Annotated in this window: 14 protein-coding genes; 8 read left to right on the top strand and 6 right to left on the bottom strand. The window is 70.6% G+C overall.

From position 1 onward, the window contains the following. Positions 1 to 82 precede the first annotated feature (82 nt). Positions 83 to 556, top strand: coding sequence for a MarR family transcriptional regulator (locus OG407_RS21315; RefSeq protein WP_328682921.1), 474 nt, complete (start codon positions 83 to 85; stop codon positions 554 to 556). On the opposite strand, the gene OG407_RS21320 is transcribed toward OG407_RS21315, so the two are convergent. After that, complete coding sequence (locus OG407_RS21320; RefSeq protein WP_405868519.1) at positions 516 to 2,750, bottom strand: glycosyltransferase family 39 protein; 2,235 nt, start codon at positions 2,748 to 2,750, stop codon at positions 516 to 518. The genes OG407_RS21315 and OG407_RS21320 overlap by 41 nt on opposite strands. 176 nt (positions 2,751 to 2,926) lie before the next feature. Between OG407_RS21320 and OG407_RS21325 the strand changes: the two genes are divergently transcribed. The 3 genes from OG407_RS21325 (at position 2,927) to OG407_RS21335 (ending at position 6,230) form a co-directional block, all read left to right on the top strand. Next, the gene (locus OG407_RS21325) at positions 2,927 to 4,198 is read left to right on the top strand and encodes a glycosyltransferase 87 family protein (RefSeq protein WP_405868521.1); all 1,272 of its coding nucleotides are present in this window, start codon (positions 2,927 to 2,929) and stop codon (positions 4,196 to 4,198) included. Positions 4,199 to 4,278: 80 nt separating this feature from the next. Beyond that, positions 4,279 to 5,259, top strand: a complete 981-nt coding sequence (galE, locus tag OG407_RS21330) for a UDP-glucose 4-epimerase GalE (RefSeq protein WP_405860258.1) — start codon at positions 4,279 to 4,281, stop codon at positions 5,257 to 5,259. Continuing rightward, complete coding sequence (locus tag OG407_RS21335; RefSeq protein WP_405860260.1) at positions 5,259 to 6,230, top strand: ADP-ribosylglycohydrolase family protein; 972 nt, start codon at positions 5,259 to 5,261, stop codon at positions 6,228 to 6,230. The genes galE and OG407_RS21335 overlap by 1 nt, the downstream gene beginning before the upstream one ends. 70 nt (positions 6,231 to 6,300) lie before the next feature. Here OG407_RS21335 and OG407_RS21340 read toward each other — a convergent pair whose 3' ends face one another. Next, complete coding sequence (locus OG407_RS21340) at positions 6,301 to 6,927, bottom strand: TetR/AcrR family transcriptional regulator (protein WP_405860262.1); 627 nt, start codon at positions 6,925 to 6,927, stop codon at positions 6,301 to 6,303. Positions 6,928 to 7,397: 470 nt separating this feature from the next. Here OG407_RS21340 and OG407_RS21345 point away from each other — a divergent pair, with 470 nt between their 5' ends. Next, positions 7,398 to 8,315 (top strand): ABC transporter permease, encoded by a 918-nt coding sequence (locus OG407_RS21345; protein ID WP_405860264.1) that lies wholly within the window; start codon positions 7,398 to 7,400, stop codon positions 8,313 to 8,315. Further along, positions 8,308 to 9,183, top strand: a complete 876-nt coding sequence (locus tag OG407_RS21350; protein ID WP_405860266.1) for an ABC transporter ATP-binding protein — start codon at positions 8,308 to 8,310, stop codon at positions 9,181 to 9,183. The genes OG407_RS21345 and OG407_RS21350 overlap by 8 nt, the downstream gene beginning before the upstream one ends. On the opposite strand, the gene OG407_RS21355 is transcribed toward OG407_RS21350, so the two are convergent. Both OG407_RS21355 and OG407_RS21360 read right to left on the bottom strand, forming a co-directional pair. Beyond that, a complete protein-coding gene (locus OG407_RS21355) occupies positions 9,180 to 9,632 on the bottom strand; it encodes a GtrA family protein (protein ID WP_405860268.1) in 453 nt (150 codons plus the stop codon). The two genes, OG407_RS21350 and OG407_RS21355, sit on opposite strands and share 4 nt — an antisense overlap. A gap of 114 nt (positions 9,633 to 9,746) precedes the next feature. Beyond that, positions 9,747 to 14,678, bottom strand: a complete 4,932-nt coding sequence (locus OG407_RS21360) for an NAD-glutamate dehydrogenase (protein ID WP_405860270.1) — start codon at positions 14,676 to 14,678, stop codon at positions 9,747 to 9,749. Positions 14,679 to 15,305: 627 nt separating this feature from the next. Here OG407_RS21360 and OG407_RS21365 point away from each other — a divergent pair. Further along, complete coding sequence (locus OG407_RS21365; RefSeq protein WP_405860272.1) at positions 15,306 to 15,872, top strand: DJ-1/PfpI family protein; 567 nt, start codon at positions 15,306 to 15,308, stop codon at positions 15,870 to 15,872. A gap of 167 nt (positions 15,873 to 16,039) precedes the next feature. On the opposite strand, the gene OG407_RS21370 is transcribed toward OG407_RS21365, so the two are convergent. Both OG407_RS21370 and OG407_RS21375 read right to left on the bottom strand, forming a co-directional pair. Further along, on the bottom strand, positions 16,040 to 16,708 hold the full coding sequence (locus OG407_RS21370; protein ID WP_403596606.1) for an HAD family hydrolase: 669 nt from the start codon (positions 16,706 to 16,708) through the stop codon (positions 16,040 to 16,042). An 86-nt stretch (positions 16,709 to 16,794) separates the two neighbouring features. After that, complete coding sequence (locus OG407_RS21375; protein WP_405860274.1) at positions 16,795 to 17,310, bottom strand: DUF6912 family protein; 516 nt, start codon at positions 17,308 to 17,310, stop codon at positions 16,795 to 16,797. A 756-nt stretch (positions 17,311 to 18,066) separates the two neighbouring features. On the opposite strand from OG407_RS21375, the gene OG407_RS21380 reads away from it, so the two are divergent. Continuing rightward, positions 18,067 to 18,453, top strand: coding sequence for an Rv3235 family protein (locus tag OG407_RS21380; protein ID WP_405860276.1), 387 nt, complete (start codon positions 18,067 to 18,069; stop codon positions 18,451 to 18,453). Positions 18,454 to 18,579: the final 126 nt, after the last annotated feature.

The following is an 18,579-nucleotide window of genomic DNA, read 5'->3' on the forward strand; positions in this document are numbered from 1 at the left end:
TCCGAACCGCCTCACGAAGAGAAGTAGAGCACACAATTCAATTGCACACAACTAAATGGCCCGCTAGCGCTATCCTGGGGACATGACCACCACTCCCGCCGCCTCCCCCAGCACCGACTGGCTCCGCCTCGACCAGCAGATCTGCTTCTCCCTGAACGCCGCGTCGCGCGCCTTCGGCGGTGTGTACCGGGTGATCCTCAAGGATCTCGGGCTCACGTATCCGCAGTACCTGGTGATGCTGGTGCTGTGGGAGCACGGCGAACTGCCCGTCAAGAAGCTCGGCGAACACCTGCGGCTCGACTCCGGCACGCTGTCCCCGCTGCTCAAGCGGCTGGAGACGGCGGGGCTGGTACGGCGTGAGCGCAGCGTCCGTGACGAACGGTCGGTGGAGGTGCGGCTCACGGACGAGGGGGTCGCGCTGCGCGAGCGGGCGGTCGAGGTACCTCGGCGCATCCTGGGGGCGACGGGGTTCGACCTCGATGAGATCCGGGCGCTGCGGGAACGGCTTGACCAGCTCACGGGGGCGTTGGATTCGGCGACGTTGGACGAGGCGTAGGTGTAGGTGTAGGCGTCGGTGTCGGTGTAAACACCGGCTGGATCGGCTGCGTGGATTGCGGGGGCATCCGGCGGATGTAGAGGGCGAGCTTCACTCGCCCTCTTACGTACTCCTGCCTTCGCGCGAACTCCCCGTCCACGACGTCGAGTTTGACCCGGTCGGTCGGGTCGCCGGGTACCCAGCGCGAGGGCAGCAGATTCGACTGCGCGACGATCCAGACCCGGTCCACCCCGGCGAGCCGCGCCCGCAACTCCCCCGGCCTCACCTCCCGCCCGCTGAGCGTCCCCGACCTCGCCCCCGACTCCCCCAACGCCAGATCCCGGGCCCCTACGAACGGTCTCGGATACGCCAGCGCCGTCACCCGCCAGAACGACGGCAGGAACAACACCGGGTCACCGGGGTGCAGTTCACGCCCGGCGAGCGCGGAGACGGCGGCGAGATTCTCGGGGCGGTGTGCCGCGGAGCGGTCGTCGCGGTAGGCGGGGAGGCCGTGGAGGAAGGGGGCGGTTGCGGCTAGGACGCCGGCGAGGGTGATGAGGTTGGCGCGGGTGGCGAGGGGGGTGCGGCGGGGTGGGTGGGGGTTGGTCGCGGGGGCGGCGGTCGGGGGGCGGCGGGCGTCGGGGCGCGGGAGGCTCGTACGGTCAACTCCGCTGAGAGATGGGCGGTTTGTGGCTGCGGCTGCGGCTCGGATCCCGCCTCCAGCTCCGGCTTCGCCTGCGCTTCCGGCTCTGTCTCGGACGTCGGCTCGGGCGCCGGCTCGGGCTCCGACTTCGACTGCGGCTCCGGCTGCGGCTGCGGCTCGGGCGCCGCCTCCAGCTCCGGCTTCGCCTGCGCTTCCGGCTCTGTCTCGGACGTCGGCTCGGGCCCTGGCTCCGTCTAGGGCTTCGGCTGCGGCAGCGGCTCCGTACCGAGCGTCGGCTTGGGCTCCAACTCCGGCCCCATCCCCGGCTCCCTCTCGGGCTCCAACTGCGGCTGCGGCCGCGGCTCTGTGTTGGGCGTCGGCCCCGACTCCAGCCCCGACTCCGACAGCAGCTCCGCTTCGGGGCTCCGTTCCCACTCCCAATCCGGCCCCGGCTCGGACTTCAGCTCCAACCCCATCTCGGGCTCCGACGCCACCCCCGCCCCCTGCTCCGACTCCAGTCCTACGGTCGCCCCCCAGTCGGTGACCACCCCCGCTCACCGCACCCACCAACTCGCGGCGACTCCCAGCCCCAGCCACCACCCGCTCGACCACCGCACGCCGCCCGCTCGGCACGCCCCGTCCCTCCAGCCACAGCCACCTCAGCGCCCCCACCACCCGATCCGCCCCCGCCGCCACCAGCAACGGCGCCCCCGCGAGCGCGTACAGCACGTACCGCTCGTGGAACAAGGGCCGGAATTGAGACACCGTCAGCAGGAGCACCGGCGGTACCAGGAGCAACGGCAGGGCTACCGAGGTGAGGCGGTTGGAGCCTAGGCCTAGGAGGATCAGGAGGAGTGAGGTCCAGAAGACGATGCCGGTCGGGGTGACGGCGAGGAAGTCGCGGGCGAGGCGTTCGGTCGTGTCCCAGTCCGGAATCCTCAGCCAGGCCACCTGCGCGGACTGGCGTTGGGAGACCCAGGCCAGGGGCAACAGGGCGGCCCCCGCCACACCCACCGCACGGGCCCAGCCGAGCCACGTCGCCCTGGGCGCCCGCGCCGCCGCCAGCGTCAGTACGTGGGCGCAGAGGATCAGGACCGCGAACTCGTGAAGGAGGAAGGTCACGGCGAGGACAGCGCCGTACGGCCACCAGGACCGGCCGCGTCCCGGTCGCTCCTCCAGCGCCCTCACCAGAAGCAGCGTCGCCCACGCCACGCCCGCCGCGACGAGGGCGTAGGAGCGGCCCTCCTGGGCGTAGTGGCCGGTCAGTGGGGTGATCGCGTAGAGGAGGCCGGCCCAGAGGCCTACGCGGGGGCGGGCCAGGCGGACGCCGAGGGCCGCGACGAGGCCGGTCGTCGCCGCCGCGCCGCACACCGACGGCAGGCGGAGGGTCACCTCACCCGGGTGGACGCTGAGGACGGCGTGCATGAGGAGGTAGTACAGGCCGTGCACCGCGTCGACTCCGTGCAGCAGGTGCCAGATCTGCGGCACCGTGCGCCGCCCGACCAGGAACGTGACGCCCTCGTCGCCCCACATCCCGCCGCGGTCGAGCCCCCACAACCCCAGCGCGAGCATGACGACCACCGGCACGACCACGGCCACGACCCCCGCACGCGTCCGTCGCCCGTGCCTGTACTCACCCTCACCTTGGCTGTCCACCTGGCTGATTTTGTACTGTTAGCAAGCTCTTACCGACGATTGACGGTGTATTAGCATTCCTGCGGCATTCACCCGGCTTACGATCCGCCATGATGAACGCCGCCCGCAGACACCGCCTCCTCGCCCTCACCCTCGCCTGGCTCGCCACCCGCGCGGGGATGCTCCTCCTCCTCGCGTACAACGGCCTCCCCCTGCTCGGTCATGGCGGGGTCGCACGGGAGGTCTGGCGCCTGTACCACCACTGGTACGGCGTCCTGGCGCACGGCGCGTTCCCGGCGCACGACCCGCTGTGGCAGTACCCGCCGGGCGCCGGCCCCGTGCTTCTGGCCCCCGCGCTGCTGCCGGACCTGACGTACTTCCAGGCCTTCGTCGTCCTCACCCTCGCGACCGATGCCGTGATCACCCTGACCCTGGCCCGCGCGGGCACCCGCCCCGGCCACAGCCTACGCGGCGCCGCGTACTGGATCGCCTGCCTCCCCCTCCTCCTGCACATGCCCCTCGTCCGCTACGACGTGCAGGTCACGGCGTTCGCCGTCATCTCCCTGTTGACGTTGTCGCGCTCCACGCGCGTGTGCGGCGCGTTCGCGGCGCTGGGCGCGCTGGTGAAGGTGTGGCCGGCGCTGGTGCTGCTGGGGATGCCGAGGGGGCGGACCACGCGGTCGGTGTGGTCGTGGGCGGTGGGGACGGGGGCCTTGTCGCTCATGTCTCTCATGGTCTTGTTAAACAATCCTTTCGCCTTCTTGCGCCAACAGGGCGGCCGGGGCGTGCAGATCGAGTCCCTGGGCGGTACCGCCCTCGGCCTGGCCACCCACGTCGGCTGGCCGGGCCAGGTGCACTACCGGTACGGCGCGATGGAGTTCACGGGACCGTACGTCTCCACGGTCGCCGACGCCTCCCTCGCGCTCACGGCGGTCGCCTTCGGGCTTCTGCTGTGGTGGCGACTCCGGGCCCGCCGCTGGACCGACGCGACCCCGTACGACGCCGCGCTGAGCGCCGTCCTGCTGTTCACCGTGACCAGCCGGGTGATCAGCCCCCAGTACATGATCTGGCTGCTCGGCCTGGCCGCCGTCTGTCTGACTTCGCGGCACACGACCCAGCGCGCGGTGGCCGCGCTGATCGTGGCGGCGACCGCGGTCAGCTCCGTCGAGTTCCCCGTCCTGTACCTCGACGTCATCCACTCCACCTGGACGGGCTGTGCCCTGATGTTCGTACGCAATGGTCTGCTGGCCGCCGCGGCCGTCCTCTCGTTCGTCCGTCTGTGGCGGTCGTCGAGGCCGCTCCCGGCGACGACGCACGCGCGCGTGCAGTCCCCCGGCCCCTACGGGGAGTCCCAGCCGTTGGCCTCGGCACACTCCGGCGCCTGATTGACTGAGGCCCGAAGTGTGTGGGGGGGACGCACCCGCACGGGTCGAACGACATTCAGTGACGGAGGGGACGGCCGTACATGACCTGGCTGATCACCGGCGGCGCCGGCTACATCGGAGCGCACGTCGTGAGGGCGATGACCGAGGCGGGCGAACAGGCGGTCGTCTACGACGACCTGTCCACCGGCATCGCCGAGCGCGTGCCCGACGGTGTGCCCCTGGTGGTGGGTTCGACCCTGGACGCGGAACGGGTGGCCCGCACCCTCGCCGACCAGGACGTCACCGGAGTCGTGCATCTGGCGGGGAAGAAGCAGGTCGGCGAGTCGGTGGACCTGCCGTTGCACTACTACAGGGAGAACGTCGAGGGCCTGCGCGTCCTCCTGGAGGCGGTCACCACGGCCGACGTCCCGTCCTTCGTGTTCTCGTCCTCGGCGGCCGTCTACGGCATGCCGGACGTGGAGCTGGTGACCGAGGAGACGCCCTGCGTCCCGATGTCGCCGTACGGCGAGACCAAGCTGGCGGGCGAGTGGCTGGTCCGCGCGACGGGCAGGGCGACGGGCCTGTCGACGGCCTCCCTGCGCTACTTCAACGTGGCCGGTGCCGGTGCCCCCGAACTCGCCGACGTGGGCGTCTTCAACATCGTCCCCATGGTCTTCGAGAAGCTCACCGAGAACGCGCCCCCGCGCATCTTCGGCGACGACTACGCCACCCCGGACGGCACCTGCGTCCGCGACTACATCCACGTCGTGGACCTGGCCGAGGCCCACGTCGCCGCGGCCCGCGCCCTCCAGGTCTCCCCCGGCCGCGCCCTGACCCTCAACATCGGCCGCGGGGAAGGCGTTTCGGTCCGCGAGATGATCGACCTCATCAACGCGGTCACCGGCTACGACCGCCCCCCGACCGTCCATCCCCGCCGCCCCGGCGACCCGGCCCGCGTCGTCGCCTCCGCCGACCGCATCACCACCGAGCTGGGCTGGAAGGCCAAGCACGACGTCCAGGACATGATCGCGTCGGCCTGGGAGGGGTGGGTGCGGTTGCATCCGGGGGCGGCGCGGGCGTAATGAACTCCGTTCCGGTGGACGGCTGTTCGCGATCGGAACGCGCTCTGGGCGCCGTCCTCGGCTCCGCCGTCGGCGACGCTCTCGGCGCGCCCTTCGAGTTCGGTCCCGAAGGCGCCTTCTCCGCCCGTTTTCCGGTGCCCGGTCACGGCGGCGAGATGTGCGGGGGCGGCGGCTGGGACCCGGGCGAGGCGACCGACGACACGCAGATGGCCGTACTCGTCGCGGAGTCGCTGCTGGAGTGCGGCGGGCTCCAACTCCCGGACGTGTTCCGGCGGTTCCGGCGATGGGCGGCCGCCGACCCGAAGGACATCGGGCTGCAGACCGAGGCCGTACTGGGCAGCGGCGACCCCTGGGACCTGGCCGCAGCCGTGAACTTCCAGACGAGCCAACGGGGCGCCGGGAACGGTGCGTTGATGCGCGCCGCCCCGTCGGCCGTCCACTTCGCGCGCGCGGGACGCGACGCCACGATGGACGCCGCCCGCCGCATCGCCGCACTCACCCACGGAGACCGCGCGGCCTGGGAAGGCACCGCCGTCTTCCACGAGTTGACGCGCGTCGCACTGGACGGCGGCGATCCGCTGGACGCCGTCGCGGAGACCCTCCGGTCCGTCCACCCCGACCACCGGGAGCGCTACGGCGCCGTCCTCGCCCCGGACTGGCACCCCGGCCTGGCGACGGAGTTCAACGGCGCCGTCTGGCCCTGCCTCGGCTCCGCCGTCTGGGCCCTGCGGACCACGTCCTCCTACGAGGACGCCGTACGCGCCGCGATCGACCTCGGCGGCGACACGGACACCGTCGCCGCCGTGACGGGCGGCCTCGCCGGGGCGGTGTACGGGAGTGCGGCGATCCCCGAACGCTGGACCGAGGTCCTGCACGTACCGCTGCCGGGGTTCGGCGGGCGGGTGCTGCGGGCAGCCGAACTCGGGGAGCTGGCGCGGCGGTTGGACCACTTGGACCCCGGGAGCGGCTGACGCGCCGGCCGGTAGGGGGCACCCGCCGCCGTCTCGCATCCGTCGCCCGCACCAGGCCTACGGCGGAGCCCTACAGCGCCTTGAGACCCTCCGTGGTCGCCCGGGCAAGCGCCCCCAGGTAGCCCTTCGGCAGCTTCGGGCTGCGGATCACCACGGCGCGCCAGTACAGGGGGCCGGAGATCAGGTCCAGGGCCAGGTCCTCGTCCATGCCGGGGCGGATCTCGCCACGCCGTTCCGCCGCCGCGAGGATCTTGCTGGCCACGCCCTCCTGGCCCTCGCGCAGCGCCTTCTGCATGGCGTCGGCGATCTCGGGGTTGCGGGCCGCCTCCGCCTGGAGGTCCGGGATGATCTGCGAGGCGACGGGGTGACGCAGCGCCCGTGACGTCACCTCGTACAGCATCCGCAGGTCGCCCTCCAGCGAACCGGTGTCCGGCGTCGGCAACCCCATGACCGCGATCGCCGACACGACGTCCAGCACCAGGTGCAGCTTCGAACGCCAGCGGCGGTACACCGCCGTCTTGCCGACTCCCGCGCGCCGCGCGATCCCCTCGATCGACATGCGGGCATATCCGACCGCCGCCAACTCCTCGAAGACCGCCGCCCGGATGGCTTCGGTCACATCCTCGCGGAGTACGGCCGCCCCGGCGGGGGCGCGGCGGCGCTGACGTGTCTTGGGCTCGTCGGCGTTCGTCGTCATAGCCCAAGCATAGGGGCGTTGCGACGAAACGGTTGCGTTCCGACGCGGCGTGTGCGTGGCGCGTGGCGACGAAACAGGCTCGTCGTGACGCGGACGGCGCGCGGCGGACGGCGGACCGGCGAGCGGGCGGGCGGCACGTCGGGACGCGACCGGCCCGTCGCCGCGACGCAACCGGCCCGTCCTCGCAACGCACCCGGCCCGTCCCCACGCCAAGATCCCACCGTCCACCCCCGCCTGCCCAGACCGTACCGACGCAACAGGCCCGTCCCGACCCAAAACCTAACGGCCTGATCACATCCGTCACGACGAAACGGTTGCGTTCCGACGCCGAATCCGCCTACGCTCACGTTGCGACGATACGGTCCCGTTCCGACGTAAGAGAACGTAAAGAGAAGCGTAAGAAAACGCCGGGCAACGGAACACGGCAGCCGGACGCACGCACCCCCTCCCCCCGAGCGAAAGCAGCGGATGTGAGCCAGGTCCTCGACACACCGCCCCCTTCGCCGGCTCCGGCCGACGAAGACGACCTCGCGGCGCTCGCCGCACGCTACGGCCTCACGGTCAGTGGCGCCCGCCCCTCCCTGCCCGCGTACGTCGGGCAACTGTGGGAGCGACGGCACTTCATCACCGCGTTCGCCACCGCCAAGCTGACCGCGCAGTACAGCCAGGCGAAGCTGGGTCAGGTCTGGCAGGTGTTGACGCCGCTTTTGAACGCGGCGGTGTACTACTTCATCTTCGGTGTGCTGCTGGGCACCAAGCGCGGTGTCCCGGACTACATCCCGTTCCTGGTGACGGGCGTGTTCATCTGGACGTTCACGCAGAGTTCGATCATGGCGGGCACCCGCGCGATCTCCGGCAACCTCGGCCTGGTGCGGGCGTTGCACTTCCCGCGGGCCGCGCTGCCGATCTCGTTCGCGCTGCAGCAGCTCCAGCAGCTGCTGTTCTCGATGGCCGCGCTCTTCGTCATCCTGATCTGCTTCGGCGTGCCGATCAGCGTCTCCTGGCTGCTCGTGATCCCCGCGCTGTTCCTGCAGTTCACGTTCAACGCGGGCGTCTCGATGGTCATGGCGCGCATGGGCGCGAAGACTCCGGACATCGCCCAGCTGATGCCGTTCATCCTGCGCACCTGGATGTACCTCTCCGGTGTCATGTGGAGCATCTCCAAGCTGACCAAGGGCGACCACCTGCCACACCTGGTGACGGTCGCCCTGGAGACCAACCCGGCGGCCGTCTACATCGACCTCATGCGCTACGCGCTGATCGACAGCTTCCACTCCAGCCAGCTCCCCCCGCACGTGTGGGCGGCCGCGACAGGCTGGGCGCTGATCGCCGGAGTCGGCGGCTTCATCTACTTCTGGAAGGCTGAGGAGACGTACGGCCGTGGCTGAGCAGACCATCGAGTACCACACCGAGCGGACCCCCGTGGCCGCCGACAGCACCATCCCCACCGTCGTATGCGACGGCGTCGACATCGTCTACCGGGTCAACGGGACCGGCGCCGGACGCGGCTCCGCGACCGCCGCCCTCAACCGCATCCTGCACCGCGAGAAAACCGAGAAGGCGGCGGGTGTCCGCAGGGTCCACGCCGTCAAGAAGGTCTCCTTCGTCGCCTACAAGGGCGAGGCGATCGGGCTCATCGGCACCAACGGTTCCGGCAAGTCCACCCTCCTCAAGGCCGTCGCGGGCCTCCTCCCGGTCGAGAACGGCCGTATCTACACCCACGGCCAGCCCTCCCTCCTCGGCGTCAACGCGGCCCTCATGGGCGACCTGACCGGCGAGCGCAACGTCTACCTCGGCGGCCTGGCCATGGGCATGTCCCGGGAGCAGGTCAAGGAGCGCTACCAGGGCATCGTCGACTTCTCCGGCATCAACGAGAAGGGCGACTTCATCACGCTGCCGATGCGGACGTACTCCTCCGGCATGGGCGCCCGGCTGCGGTTCTCCATCGCCGCCGCCAAGGACCACGACGTCCTCCTGATCGACGAGGCGCTGGCGACGGGCGACCGGTCGTTCCAGCGGCGCTCCGAGGAGCGGATCCGCGAACTGCGCCAGCACGCGGGCACGGTCTTCCTCGTCAGCCACAACAACAAGTCGATCCGCGACACCTGCGACCGCGTGCTGTGGCTGGAGCGCGGCGAGTTGCTGATGGACGGGCCGACGGAGGAGGTCCTGGAGGCGTACGAGGCCTTCACGGGCGGCGCCGACAAGCCCAAGGAACCGGCCCCGGCGCCGGCGGGCCAGGTCGCCGTCGTCTAGAGGTCCTCGTCCTGGAACACCCAGGTGCGGTAGACCAGGAAGCGGAACGCGGACGCGAGCACGATCGACAGGGCCTTCACGGCATTCGCCTCAAGCGGGCCGTGGAGGCCCAGTCCGTGGTAGCCGACGTAGAAGAGGCCGCTCTCCATGAGGACGCCGATGCCGCTGAAGGCGAAGAACAGGGCGATCCGGCGGACGCCGGGGGCGTCGCGGTCGCGGTAGGTGTAGTAGCGGAAGCCAAGGTAGTTGGCACCCATCGCGACGCAGCTGGCCAGGACGGTCGCGAGCATCGCGGGCCGGTGCAGGCCGTGCAGCAGGGCGTTGAAGACCGCGAAGTTGACGAGGACGCCGCTGCCGCCGACGATGCCGAATCTCACGACTTCCAGGACGACCTCGCGCACCGGTCGGACGGGCTCGGTCACGCGTTCCTCGGTGAGGTTCGGAGTCACGTGACCAGGCTTAGCTGGGCAGAGTAAGTCCTCCCCCTGATTACCCCTAAGGCACTCCATGAAAAGGGCGCCCCGAGCCGTCACGGCCCGGGGCGCCCTTTGCCGTCGTAGGAACTACGAGTGCGTGCGCAGCAGCGTGCGCATCGTGCGCATCGCCACCGACAGGTTGGCCAGGTCGAACGTCTCCGAGCTCTGGATCTCGTCCAGAGTCGTCCGCGCCCGGCCCAGGATCGCCGCGTTCTTCTCCTGCCAGGACACGAAGCGCTGCTCGGGGGTCGAGGTGCCGTTGCCCGCCGCGAGGATGTCGGCCGTCAGCGCCGCGTGCGCCGCGTACAGGTCCTCGCGGATGGAGGCGCGGGCCATGGACTGCCAGCGGTCCGCGCGGGGCAACTCGATGATGCGGTCCATGAGTTGGGTGATGTGGAGGCGGTCGGCGAGGTCGTAGTAGACCTCGGCGACGTCCATCGGGTCCTTGCCCGTGCGGTCGGCCACCGAGACGATGTCGAGCGCAGGGAAGGCGGAGGAGAACCCGGCCACGCGCGTGGCGAGTTCGGCCGGGACGCCGGAGCCGGTCAGCTCGTCGTAGATCTCCTGGTACCAGTCCAGGTCCGCGCCGCGCAGCAGCTTGGGGAGCTGGGACCAGACCTGCTCGACGCGCTCGCTGAAGAACTCGACGGTCTCGGCGAGCTGGAGCGGCTGCGGCCGGTTGTTGAGCAGCCAGCGGGTGCCGCGCTCGCACAGGCGGCGCGAGTGCAGCCGGATGCGGGTCTGGACGGGCGCCTCGACGGTGTTGTCGAGCGCCTCGACGCCGTCCCACACCTCGGCGGCGTCGAAGATCGCGCGGGCCGCGGTCTGCGCCCGGACGATCTCCTCCAGGGAGGCCCCGGTCTCCTCGCGGAGGCGGTGCAGGAAGCTCGTGCCGCCGGTGTTGACCGTGTCGTTGACGAGGACCGTGGTGACGATCTCGCGGTGCAGCGCGTGGGTGTCGATCTGCTCGGCGAACGTCTCGCGCAGCGCGGTCGGGAAGTAGGCGTGCAGCAGGGTGCGCAGGTACGGGTCGTCGGGCAGCGTGGTGTGCAGCAGCTCGTCGGAGACCGTGATCTTCGTGTACGCCAGCAGGACGGCCGTCTCGGGACCGGTCAACCCCTGTCCCTGGGCGAGCCGTTCGCGGATCTGGCGGTCCGTGGGCAGGAACTCCAGGGCCCGGTCGAGGTGGCCCTCGCGGACCAGGGTGCGCAGGAAGCGCTGCTGGGCGTGGAGCATGTCCTTGGACTGGGCGAGCGCGTTGGCGATCGCGGTGTTCTGCGCGTAGTTGTTGCGCAGGACGAGCGCGCCGACCTCGTCGGTCATCTCGGCGAGGATCTTGTTGCGCTGCTTGACGGTCATGTCGCCGTCGGTGACCAGTCCGTTGAGCAGGATCTTGATGTTCACCTCGTGGTCGGAGGTGTCCACGCCCGCGCTGTTGTCGATCGCGTCCGTGTTGATCTTGCCGCCCTGCTGGGCGAACTCGATCCGGCCGAGCTGGGTCAGGCCCAGGTTGCCGCCCTCGCCGACGACCTTGACGCGCAGGTCGGCGCCGTCCACGCGGATCGCGTCGTTGGCCTTGTCGCCGACGTCCGCGTGCGACTCGGTGCTGGCCTTGACGTACGTGCCGATGCCGCCGTTCCACAGCAGGTCGACCCGCGACTTGAGGATCGCCTTCATCAGGTCGGCCGGTGTCATCTTGGCCACCTTGTCCTCGATGCCGAGGGCCTCGCGGACGTGTGCGTTGACCGGGATCGCCTTCGCGGTGCGCGGGAAGACTCCGCCGCCGGCCGACAGCAGGCCGGTGTCGTAGTCGGCCCAACTGGAGCGCGGCAGCTCGAACATGCGGCGCCGCTCGGCGTACGAGACGGCCGCGTCCGGGGTCGGGTCGAGGAAGATGTGCCGGTGGTCGAAGGCGGCTACCAGGCGGATGTGCTCGCTGAGGAGCATGCCGTTGCCGAACACGTCACCGGACATGTCGCCGACGCCGACGACCGTGAAGTCCTCGCTCTGGGTGTCGACGCCCAACTCCCGGAAGTGCCGCTTGACGGACTCCCAGGCACCGCGCGCGGTGATGCCCATCTTCTTGTGGTCGTAGCCGGCCGAGCCGCCGGAGGCGAAGGCGTCGCCGAGCCAGAAGTTGTAGCTCTCGGCGACCCCGTTGGCGATGTCCGAGAACGTCGCGGTGCCCTTGTCGGCGGCGACCACCAGGTAGGTGTCGTCCTCGTCGTGCCGGACGACGTCCGCCGGCGGGACGACCTCGCCGGCCACCAGGTTGTCGGTGATGTCGAGCAGGGCCGAGATGAACATCTTGTAGCTGGCGATGCCCTCGGCGAGCCACGCGTCCCGGTCCACGCTCGGGTCCGGCAGCTGCTTGGCGACGAAGCCGCCCTTGGCGCCGACCGGCACGATGACGGTGTTCTTCACCATCTGCGCCTTGACCAGGCCGAGGATCTCGGTACGGAAGTCCTCCCGCCGGTCCGACCAGCGCAGCCCGCCGCGCGCGACCTTGCCGAAGCGCAGGTGCACGCCCTCGACGCGCGGCGAGTACACCCAGATCTCGTACGCCGGTCGCGGCGCCGGCAGGTCCGGGATGGCCTGCGGGTCGAACTTCATCGAGACGTACGCGTGCGCGTGCCCGCCGAGCGCCTCCTGGAAGAAGTTGGTGCGCAGGGTCGCCTTGATGACGGTCAGGAAGGACCGCAGGATCCGGTCCTCGTCGAGGCTCGCCACCTGGTCGAGCGCCGCGTCGACCTCTTCGAGGAGGGCGTCCACGATCTCGCGCCCGGCGCGCTGCCGGTCCGGCGACATCCGCGCCTCGAACAGGGAGACGAGCAGCCGGGTGGTGTGGACGTTGTTGCGGAGGGTGTCCTCCATGTAGTCCTGGCTGAAGGTGGAACCGGCCTGCCGCAGGTACTTGGCGTACGCCCGCAGCACCATGGCCTGGCGCCAGTCGATCCCGGCGCTCAGCACCAGCGCGTTGAAGCCGTCGTTCTCGGCCTGCCCGGTCCAGGTGGCGGCGAACGCCTCCTGGAACCGCTCGCGGCCGTTCTCGCCGAGAGAATCCCCGTTGCCGTTCTGCGACTTGGGCATCCGCAGCCCGAAGTCGTAGATCCACGCCGTCGTACGGTCCGAGCAGCGCAGTTCGTACGGCCGCTCGTCCACGACCTCGACGCCGAGGCGGCTGAGGACCGGCAGCACGGCCGAGAGGGAGACCGGGGCGCCCTTGCGGTAGATCTTGAAGCGGCGCTCGTCGGGGGCGGCACCCACGGGCTCGTAGAGGCTCAGCTCGAAGGTCTGCTCCTCGGTGAGCTGTTCGAGGTGGACCAGGTCGGCGACGGCGGCGCGCGGGGAGTGGTCCGCCTTGTAGCCCTCGGGGAAGGCGTTGCCGTAGCGGCGCACGAGTTCGGCCGCGCGCTCCTCGCCGCACTCGGCGTTCAGCGCGTCGCCGAAGCCGTCGGCCCAGGAGCGGGCGGCCTCGACCAGGCGGGCCTCGATGCGGTCCTTGTCGGCGTCGGACAGCTCCGGCAGCTCGGTGCCCTGCGGGACGCGGACCACGAAGTGCAGCCGCGAGAGGATCGACTCGGTGTTCCAGGCGGTGAAGTCGACGCTGATGCCGTCGAGCTCTTCTTTAAGGATGTCGATGATCCGGAGGCGTACGCCCGTGGTGTAGCGGTCGCGCGGGAGGTAGACGAGTGCCGAGTAGTAGCGGCCGTACTCGTCCTGGCGCAGGTACAGGCGCAGCCGGCGCCGCTCCTGGAGGTAGAGCACGGACGTGACGATGGACCGGAGTTCGTCGACCGGGGTCTGGAACAGCTCGTCGCGCGGGTACGTCTCCAGGATCTGCAGCAGGTCGCGCCCGTCATGGCTGTTGGGCGAGAACCCGGCGCCTTCGAGCACCTCGTCGACCGTGCGCCGGATCACGGGAACCCGGCGGACGGACTCGGTGTAGGCGGCGGACGAGAACAGGCCCAGGAACCGGCGTTCGCCGACGACCTCGCCGTTCTCGTCGAACTTCTTCACGCCCACGTAGTCGAGATACGACGGACGGTGCACCGTGGAACGGCTGTTGGCCTTGGTCAGCACGAGGAGCTTGTGCTCGCGGGCCTTGGCCCGGGCGTCGGCCGGGAGCCGCTCGAAGGACGGGCTCACCGGGTGGCTGTCCTCGCCGCCGTGCTGCGGGTCGGAGCGCAGGATACCGAGACCGGTGCCGGGGACCGCGGCGAGGGAGTCGTCCTCGCGGAGCTGGTACTCGCGGTAGCCGAGGAAGGTGAAGTGGTCGGCGGCCAGCCAGCGCAGCAGCTGGCGGGCCTCCTCGACCTCGCTGGAGGGCAGGTCGGAGGCGGTCGGCTCGGTGGGCAGCTCGTCGGCCATCCGCAGGGCCGAGTCCCGCATCTTCTCCCAGTCCTCGACGGCCTCACGCACGTCGGACAGGACGCGCAGCAGGTCGGCGGTGATCTGCTTCAGGTCGGCGCGGTCGGTCTCGCGGTCGATCTGGACGTGGATCCAGGACTCGATGTGCGCGTCGTGCGGCAGCTCTCCGGCGGGCGGGGTGGTGAGCACCTCGACGAGCTTGCCGGTGAGGTCGCGGCGGACGACGACCTGCGGGTGGATGACGACATGGATGCCGCGGCCCTGGCGGGTCAGTTCGTTGGTCACCGAGTCGACGAGGAAGGGCACGTCGTCGGTGACGACCTCGACGACGGTGTGGCTGCACGTCCAGCCGTTCTCCTCGACCGTCGGGGTGTGCACCCGTACGTTCGCCGTGCCCTGGGGGCGGGTCTCGGCCAGCCGGTAGTGGGAGAAGGCGGCACCGAAGACGTCGACCGGGTCGCGGTCCGCGAGGTCCTCCGGGGCGGTGTGCAGGTAGTAGCGCTGGAGGAACGCGAGCACGGTCTCCTGGTCCGGAGTGCTCTCGTCCGTCGTCCCGGTGGGTAGATGCCCCCCGACCGGGCTGTTCTCAGCTACCCGAGCAGCCCTTTCGAGCAACTCGGCCTTTGCTTCGTCCAGCTTGGTCTGCATTGTCCTCTGGCTCCTGTCGCGCGCCGTTGCGTGACGTAGAAAGAAGTACGGTCACTTCCCCTGCGGCTCGACGCCACGGCCCGGGTTCTCCGGTCTGCTCAGACGCTATGCCGCAAGGTGAGATGAGCGGTGGGTTATCAGCCATTTTCGGCACGCCCGACGGGTGTGACGCTGCTCTCTGTCGCGTCGGTACCCGGGGTGTGCACGGCGTCCTGGGAGCCCTTGGAGCTCCGTCCCGCCCGCGAGGGTCTGTCCAGACCCTGGGACCAGCGACCGCCGCCCGGTCACGGATGTCGTCCGTGGTCGCCGGGCGCGGAGCAGGGGCGACGATGCCCCCGCGAAATATCGCGCTGATCACGCCACAAGGCTATCTCTCCTTACCGGGGGCTCGTCATGAGCCGGTTGTGTACAAAACAGAGGGTGGAACTTTGACGTTATGCACAGGGGCGCAGTACGTGAAATCGTCGTATTCACGGGCAGTCGGGACGGTGACGATGACGGTGTCCGAGCTGTGAGGCCCCTTGGCAAGCACCCCGGCGCGCGGCACGTTGCCCATGAGTCCACGAACCCGTGAGCTCATGACGCCCGACCAAGACGCATGCCACGGCCACAGAGGAGCGCACCGACATGACAGCGAAGATCCTCATCGTCACCGGCGACGCAGCGGAGTCACTGGAGGTCCTCTACCCCTACCAACGCCTGCGCGAGGAGGGCTACGAGGTCCACATCGCGGCTCCCGAGCGCAAGAAGCTGCAGTTCGTCGTCCATGACTTCGAACCCGGCTTCGACACGTACACCGAGAAGCCCGGCTACACCTGGCCCGCCGATCTCGCCTTCTCCGAGGTCGATCCCGGCCAGTACGCGGCCCTCGTCATCCCCGGCGGACGGGCCCCCGAGTACCTCCGCAACGATCCCGAACTCCGCAAGATCCTCAAGTCCTTCTTCGACACGGACAAGCCCGTGGCCCAGATCTGCCACGGCCCCCTGCTCACCGCCGCGATCGACGGCCTGCGCGGCCGGCGCGTCACGGCGTACCCGGCGCTCGAACTCGACATGCAGGCCGCCGGCGCGACCTTCCAGGACGCCGAGACGGTGGTCGACGGCACGCTGGTCTCCGCTCGCGCGTGGCCGGATCACTCCAGCTGGATGCGGGAGTTCCTGACGGTGCTGCGGGCGAAGGCACCGGTGACGTGACCTCGGCGGTCGGCGTGAGGTGACGGGGGTGGGCATGACGTGACGGGGTGCGCGGTGCTTCCTGAAGTGCCGTGTCTCTGAGGCACAGAGCCCTTGAGACGCGGCACTTCGGAAGGCACGGTCCCTTGAAGGCGCCGCCCTTCGTCACCCCGGCCGGCCGGTCACCGTCACGCCGCCGCCAGCCGCTCCGCCTCCGCGACGGCCTCCGCCAGCGAGTCCACCACCGGTACGCCGACCACTTCGAGGCTGGCCCGGCTGTGCGAACCGCCGGTGTAGAGCACGGCCCGCGCCCCCACGTGCAGGGCGGCCACCGCGTCGTCGGCGGCGTCCCCGATCACCACGGTGCGCGCGGGGTCCACGCCGGTCAGCGCCCCGAGGTGCCGCACCATGTGCTCGGCCTTGCTGCCGCCGGAGGGCCCGGTGCGCCCGTCGACCCGTATGAAGTGCGGTTCTATCCCGAACTCCCGCACCAGCGGGACGAGTTCGTCATGGCCGTACATGCTGAGGATCGACTGGCTGCGCCCCGCCGTCCGCCACCCCGCGAGCAGGTCCGCCGCGCCCTCGGTGAGCCCGCAGACGACGCGGTGCTCGGCGTAGTACCGATGGAAGGTCACGTCCATGACCTCCCACTCGGAATCGGTGGGCAGCCGCCCCAGCAGCCGCTCGTAGAACTTCGGCACCGGCACGCAGTACAGCGCCCGGTACTCCTCCATCGTGATCGGCGTCAGCCCCAACTCGGCGAACGCCGCGTTCGTCGCCCCGATGATCGCGTCATTGTCGTGGAACAGCGTGCCGTTCCAGTCCCAGACGATGTGCGCGCTTCCTTGCATCCCCATGCCAAAAAAGTACCCGCCGCCACTGACAATCAAGATAATCGCAGGTCAACGGGCGCATACGACCATTCGACCGCCGCCGAACAGGCTCAGTCGGCCAGCCCGACAAGGTTCGGGATCTCCTGCGTCGCGTACCAGAGCAGCTCGTGGTCCTCGGCCCCGTCCACGACGAACTGCGCGTCGTCGTCCCCGCGGTCCGCCGCCGGAAGCGCGTCGGCGGCGGCGCTCACATCACCCTCCGCGTCCCCGAGATCCACGTGTACGGCGGCCGCCTTGGCCAGCGCCACGGTTCCTCCGACCCGCACCTCACCGAGCGCCGCCGGGTCGAGTCCGCGGTCGGGGTCGGCGTGCGCGGTGCCGTCGGGTACGTCGACGGCGACCACGACCCGGCGCCGGGGCGCGTCGGGGTGGACCGCCAGCAGCCGCAGCGAGCCGAGCGCGGCCCGGTTCAGCGCCGCGTACTCCAACTCCTCGATGTCGTCGGAGAGGTACCACTCGCGCAGCGCGGGCGTCACGGCGTACGCGACGAAGGGTCCCGTCCCCAGCTCACCCGTCTTGTACGCCTCGGCGAGACCGGAGAGGGTCAGGGGGACGTAGACGCGCATGGCTGGCCGCTTTCGTAGTTCGGAGAGTGCCCCCCGGAAGGGGGTTCCGCGGACGGTGCCGCGCCTCCGGGAGGGCCTCCAGGATACGTGCGCGGGGTCCCCCATCGAGTCCCCACCCACACCCCCGCAGGCGTCCACCCCACGCCTGAAATTCACCCGGGGCACCCCTGTAGCGACGGGCTTCGAGGCCCCTCAATCACTCGGATAAGTGAACAATCCGGCCCCTCCGACGCGCGCCGTCCCTTCCTTGCAACCCCCGCCCATGGCCCCGTACAAGATCCCCAACCACGAAGTTACTTCCCGGTACATCCCGGGCCGACCAAAACGGGGACCCCCATGCACAAGGTCATGACCAGGACCGCCCAGCACACCCCGACCCGCCCCCCGACCCGCCGCGACCCCCGCCGCCCCGGCACGGCTTCGCCTCGCGGACAGGGCGGGGGCACGTCCCGTACGGCACCTGCGGCGGAGAGCGCGCCTCCGGCAACGGACACCCCGTCTGCGGCTCCCGGCCAGGGCGCAGCCCGCACGGCACCGGGAGACGGCCGCCCGGCAGCTGCAGCAGGACGCGGGACTCGTACGACGGCTGCGGCGGGCCGAGGCGCAACCTCTGCCACTCCCACGCCGCCCGCAACCCGGGGCGCAGCCCCTACGGCCCTCACACCACCGCCGAGCCACCGCACAGCCCCGACGGCATCAACTCCCGTGACAGGCCGAGCCGCTCCCCACACCCCGCCTCACGCCGACCCCCACACCGTGCCCGCCCAGGCCTCCCCGGCCGCCCGCAGCCGCGTCCCGCAGCCCCGCCCCACCGACCTCTTCGCCGACCGTCTCCTCGCCGTCCTGAGCGGTCAGCGGCCCGTCCACTGGATGCTCCGGCACACCGCCGGCCGCGCCTACGACGAACTGGCCCGCCTCGCCGAACACGGCCCCCTGCGCGCCACTCGCGGCACGCGCCCGGTGGTTCGGGACATCGGCTACTACGTCGCCCGCGAGGGCGCCGTAGAGGCCTTCGCCCGCATCGGCGCCGGTGACCAGGTACGGGCCATGGCCTTCCGCCTGGAACGCGGCGCGGACCTCCGCTGGCGCTGCACAGCGGTGGAACTGGGCGGGTCCCGCGCCCCGCACCCGGACGACGACTGAGGAACGCTGAGAAGGGCTACCGGCAGACCGGGGCCTACGGCGGCTGCGGCGGACCGGGGCTGGGGACGGGGGCTGGCGGCTGGCGGCTGGCGGCTGGCGGCTGGCGGCTGGCGGCTGGCGGCTGGC

This window comes from Streptomyces sp. NBC_01515, assembly GCF_045040345.1.
In the GTDB taxonomy this organism is placed as follows: domain Bacteria; phylum Actinomycetota; class Actinomycetes; order Streptomycetales; family Streptomycetaceae; genus Streptomyces.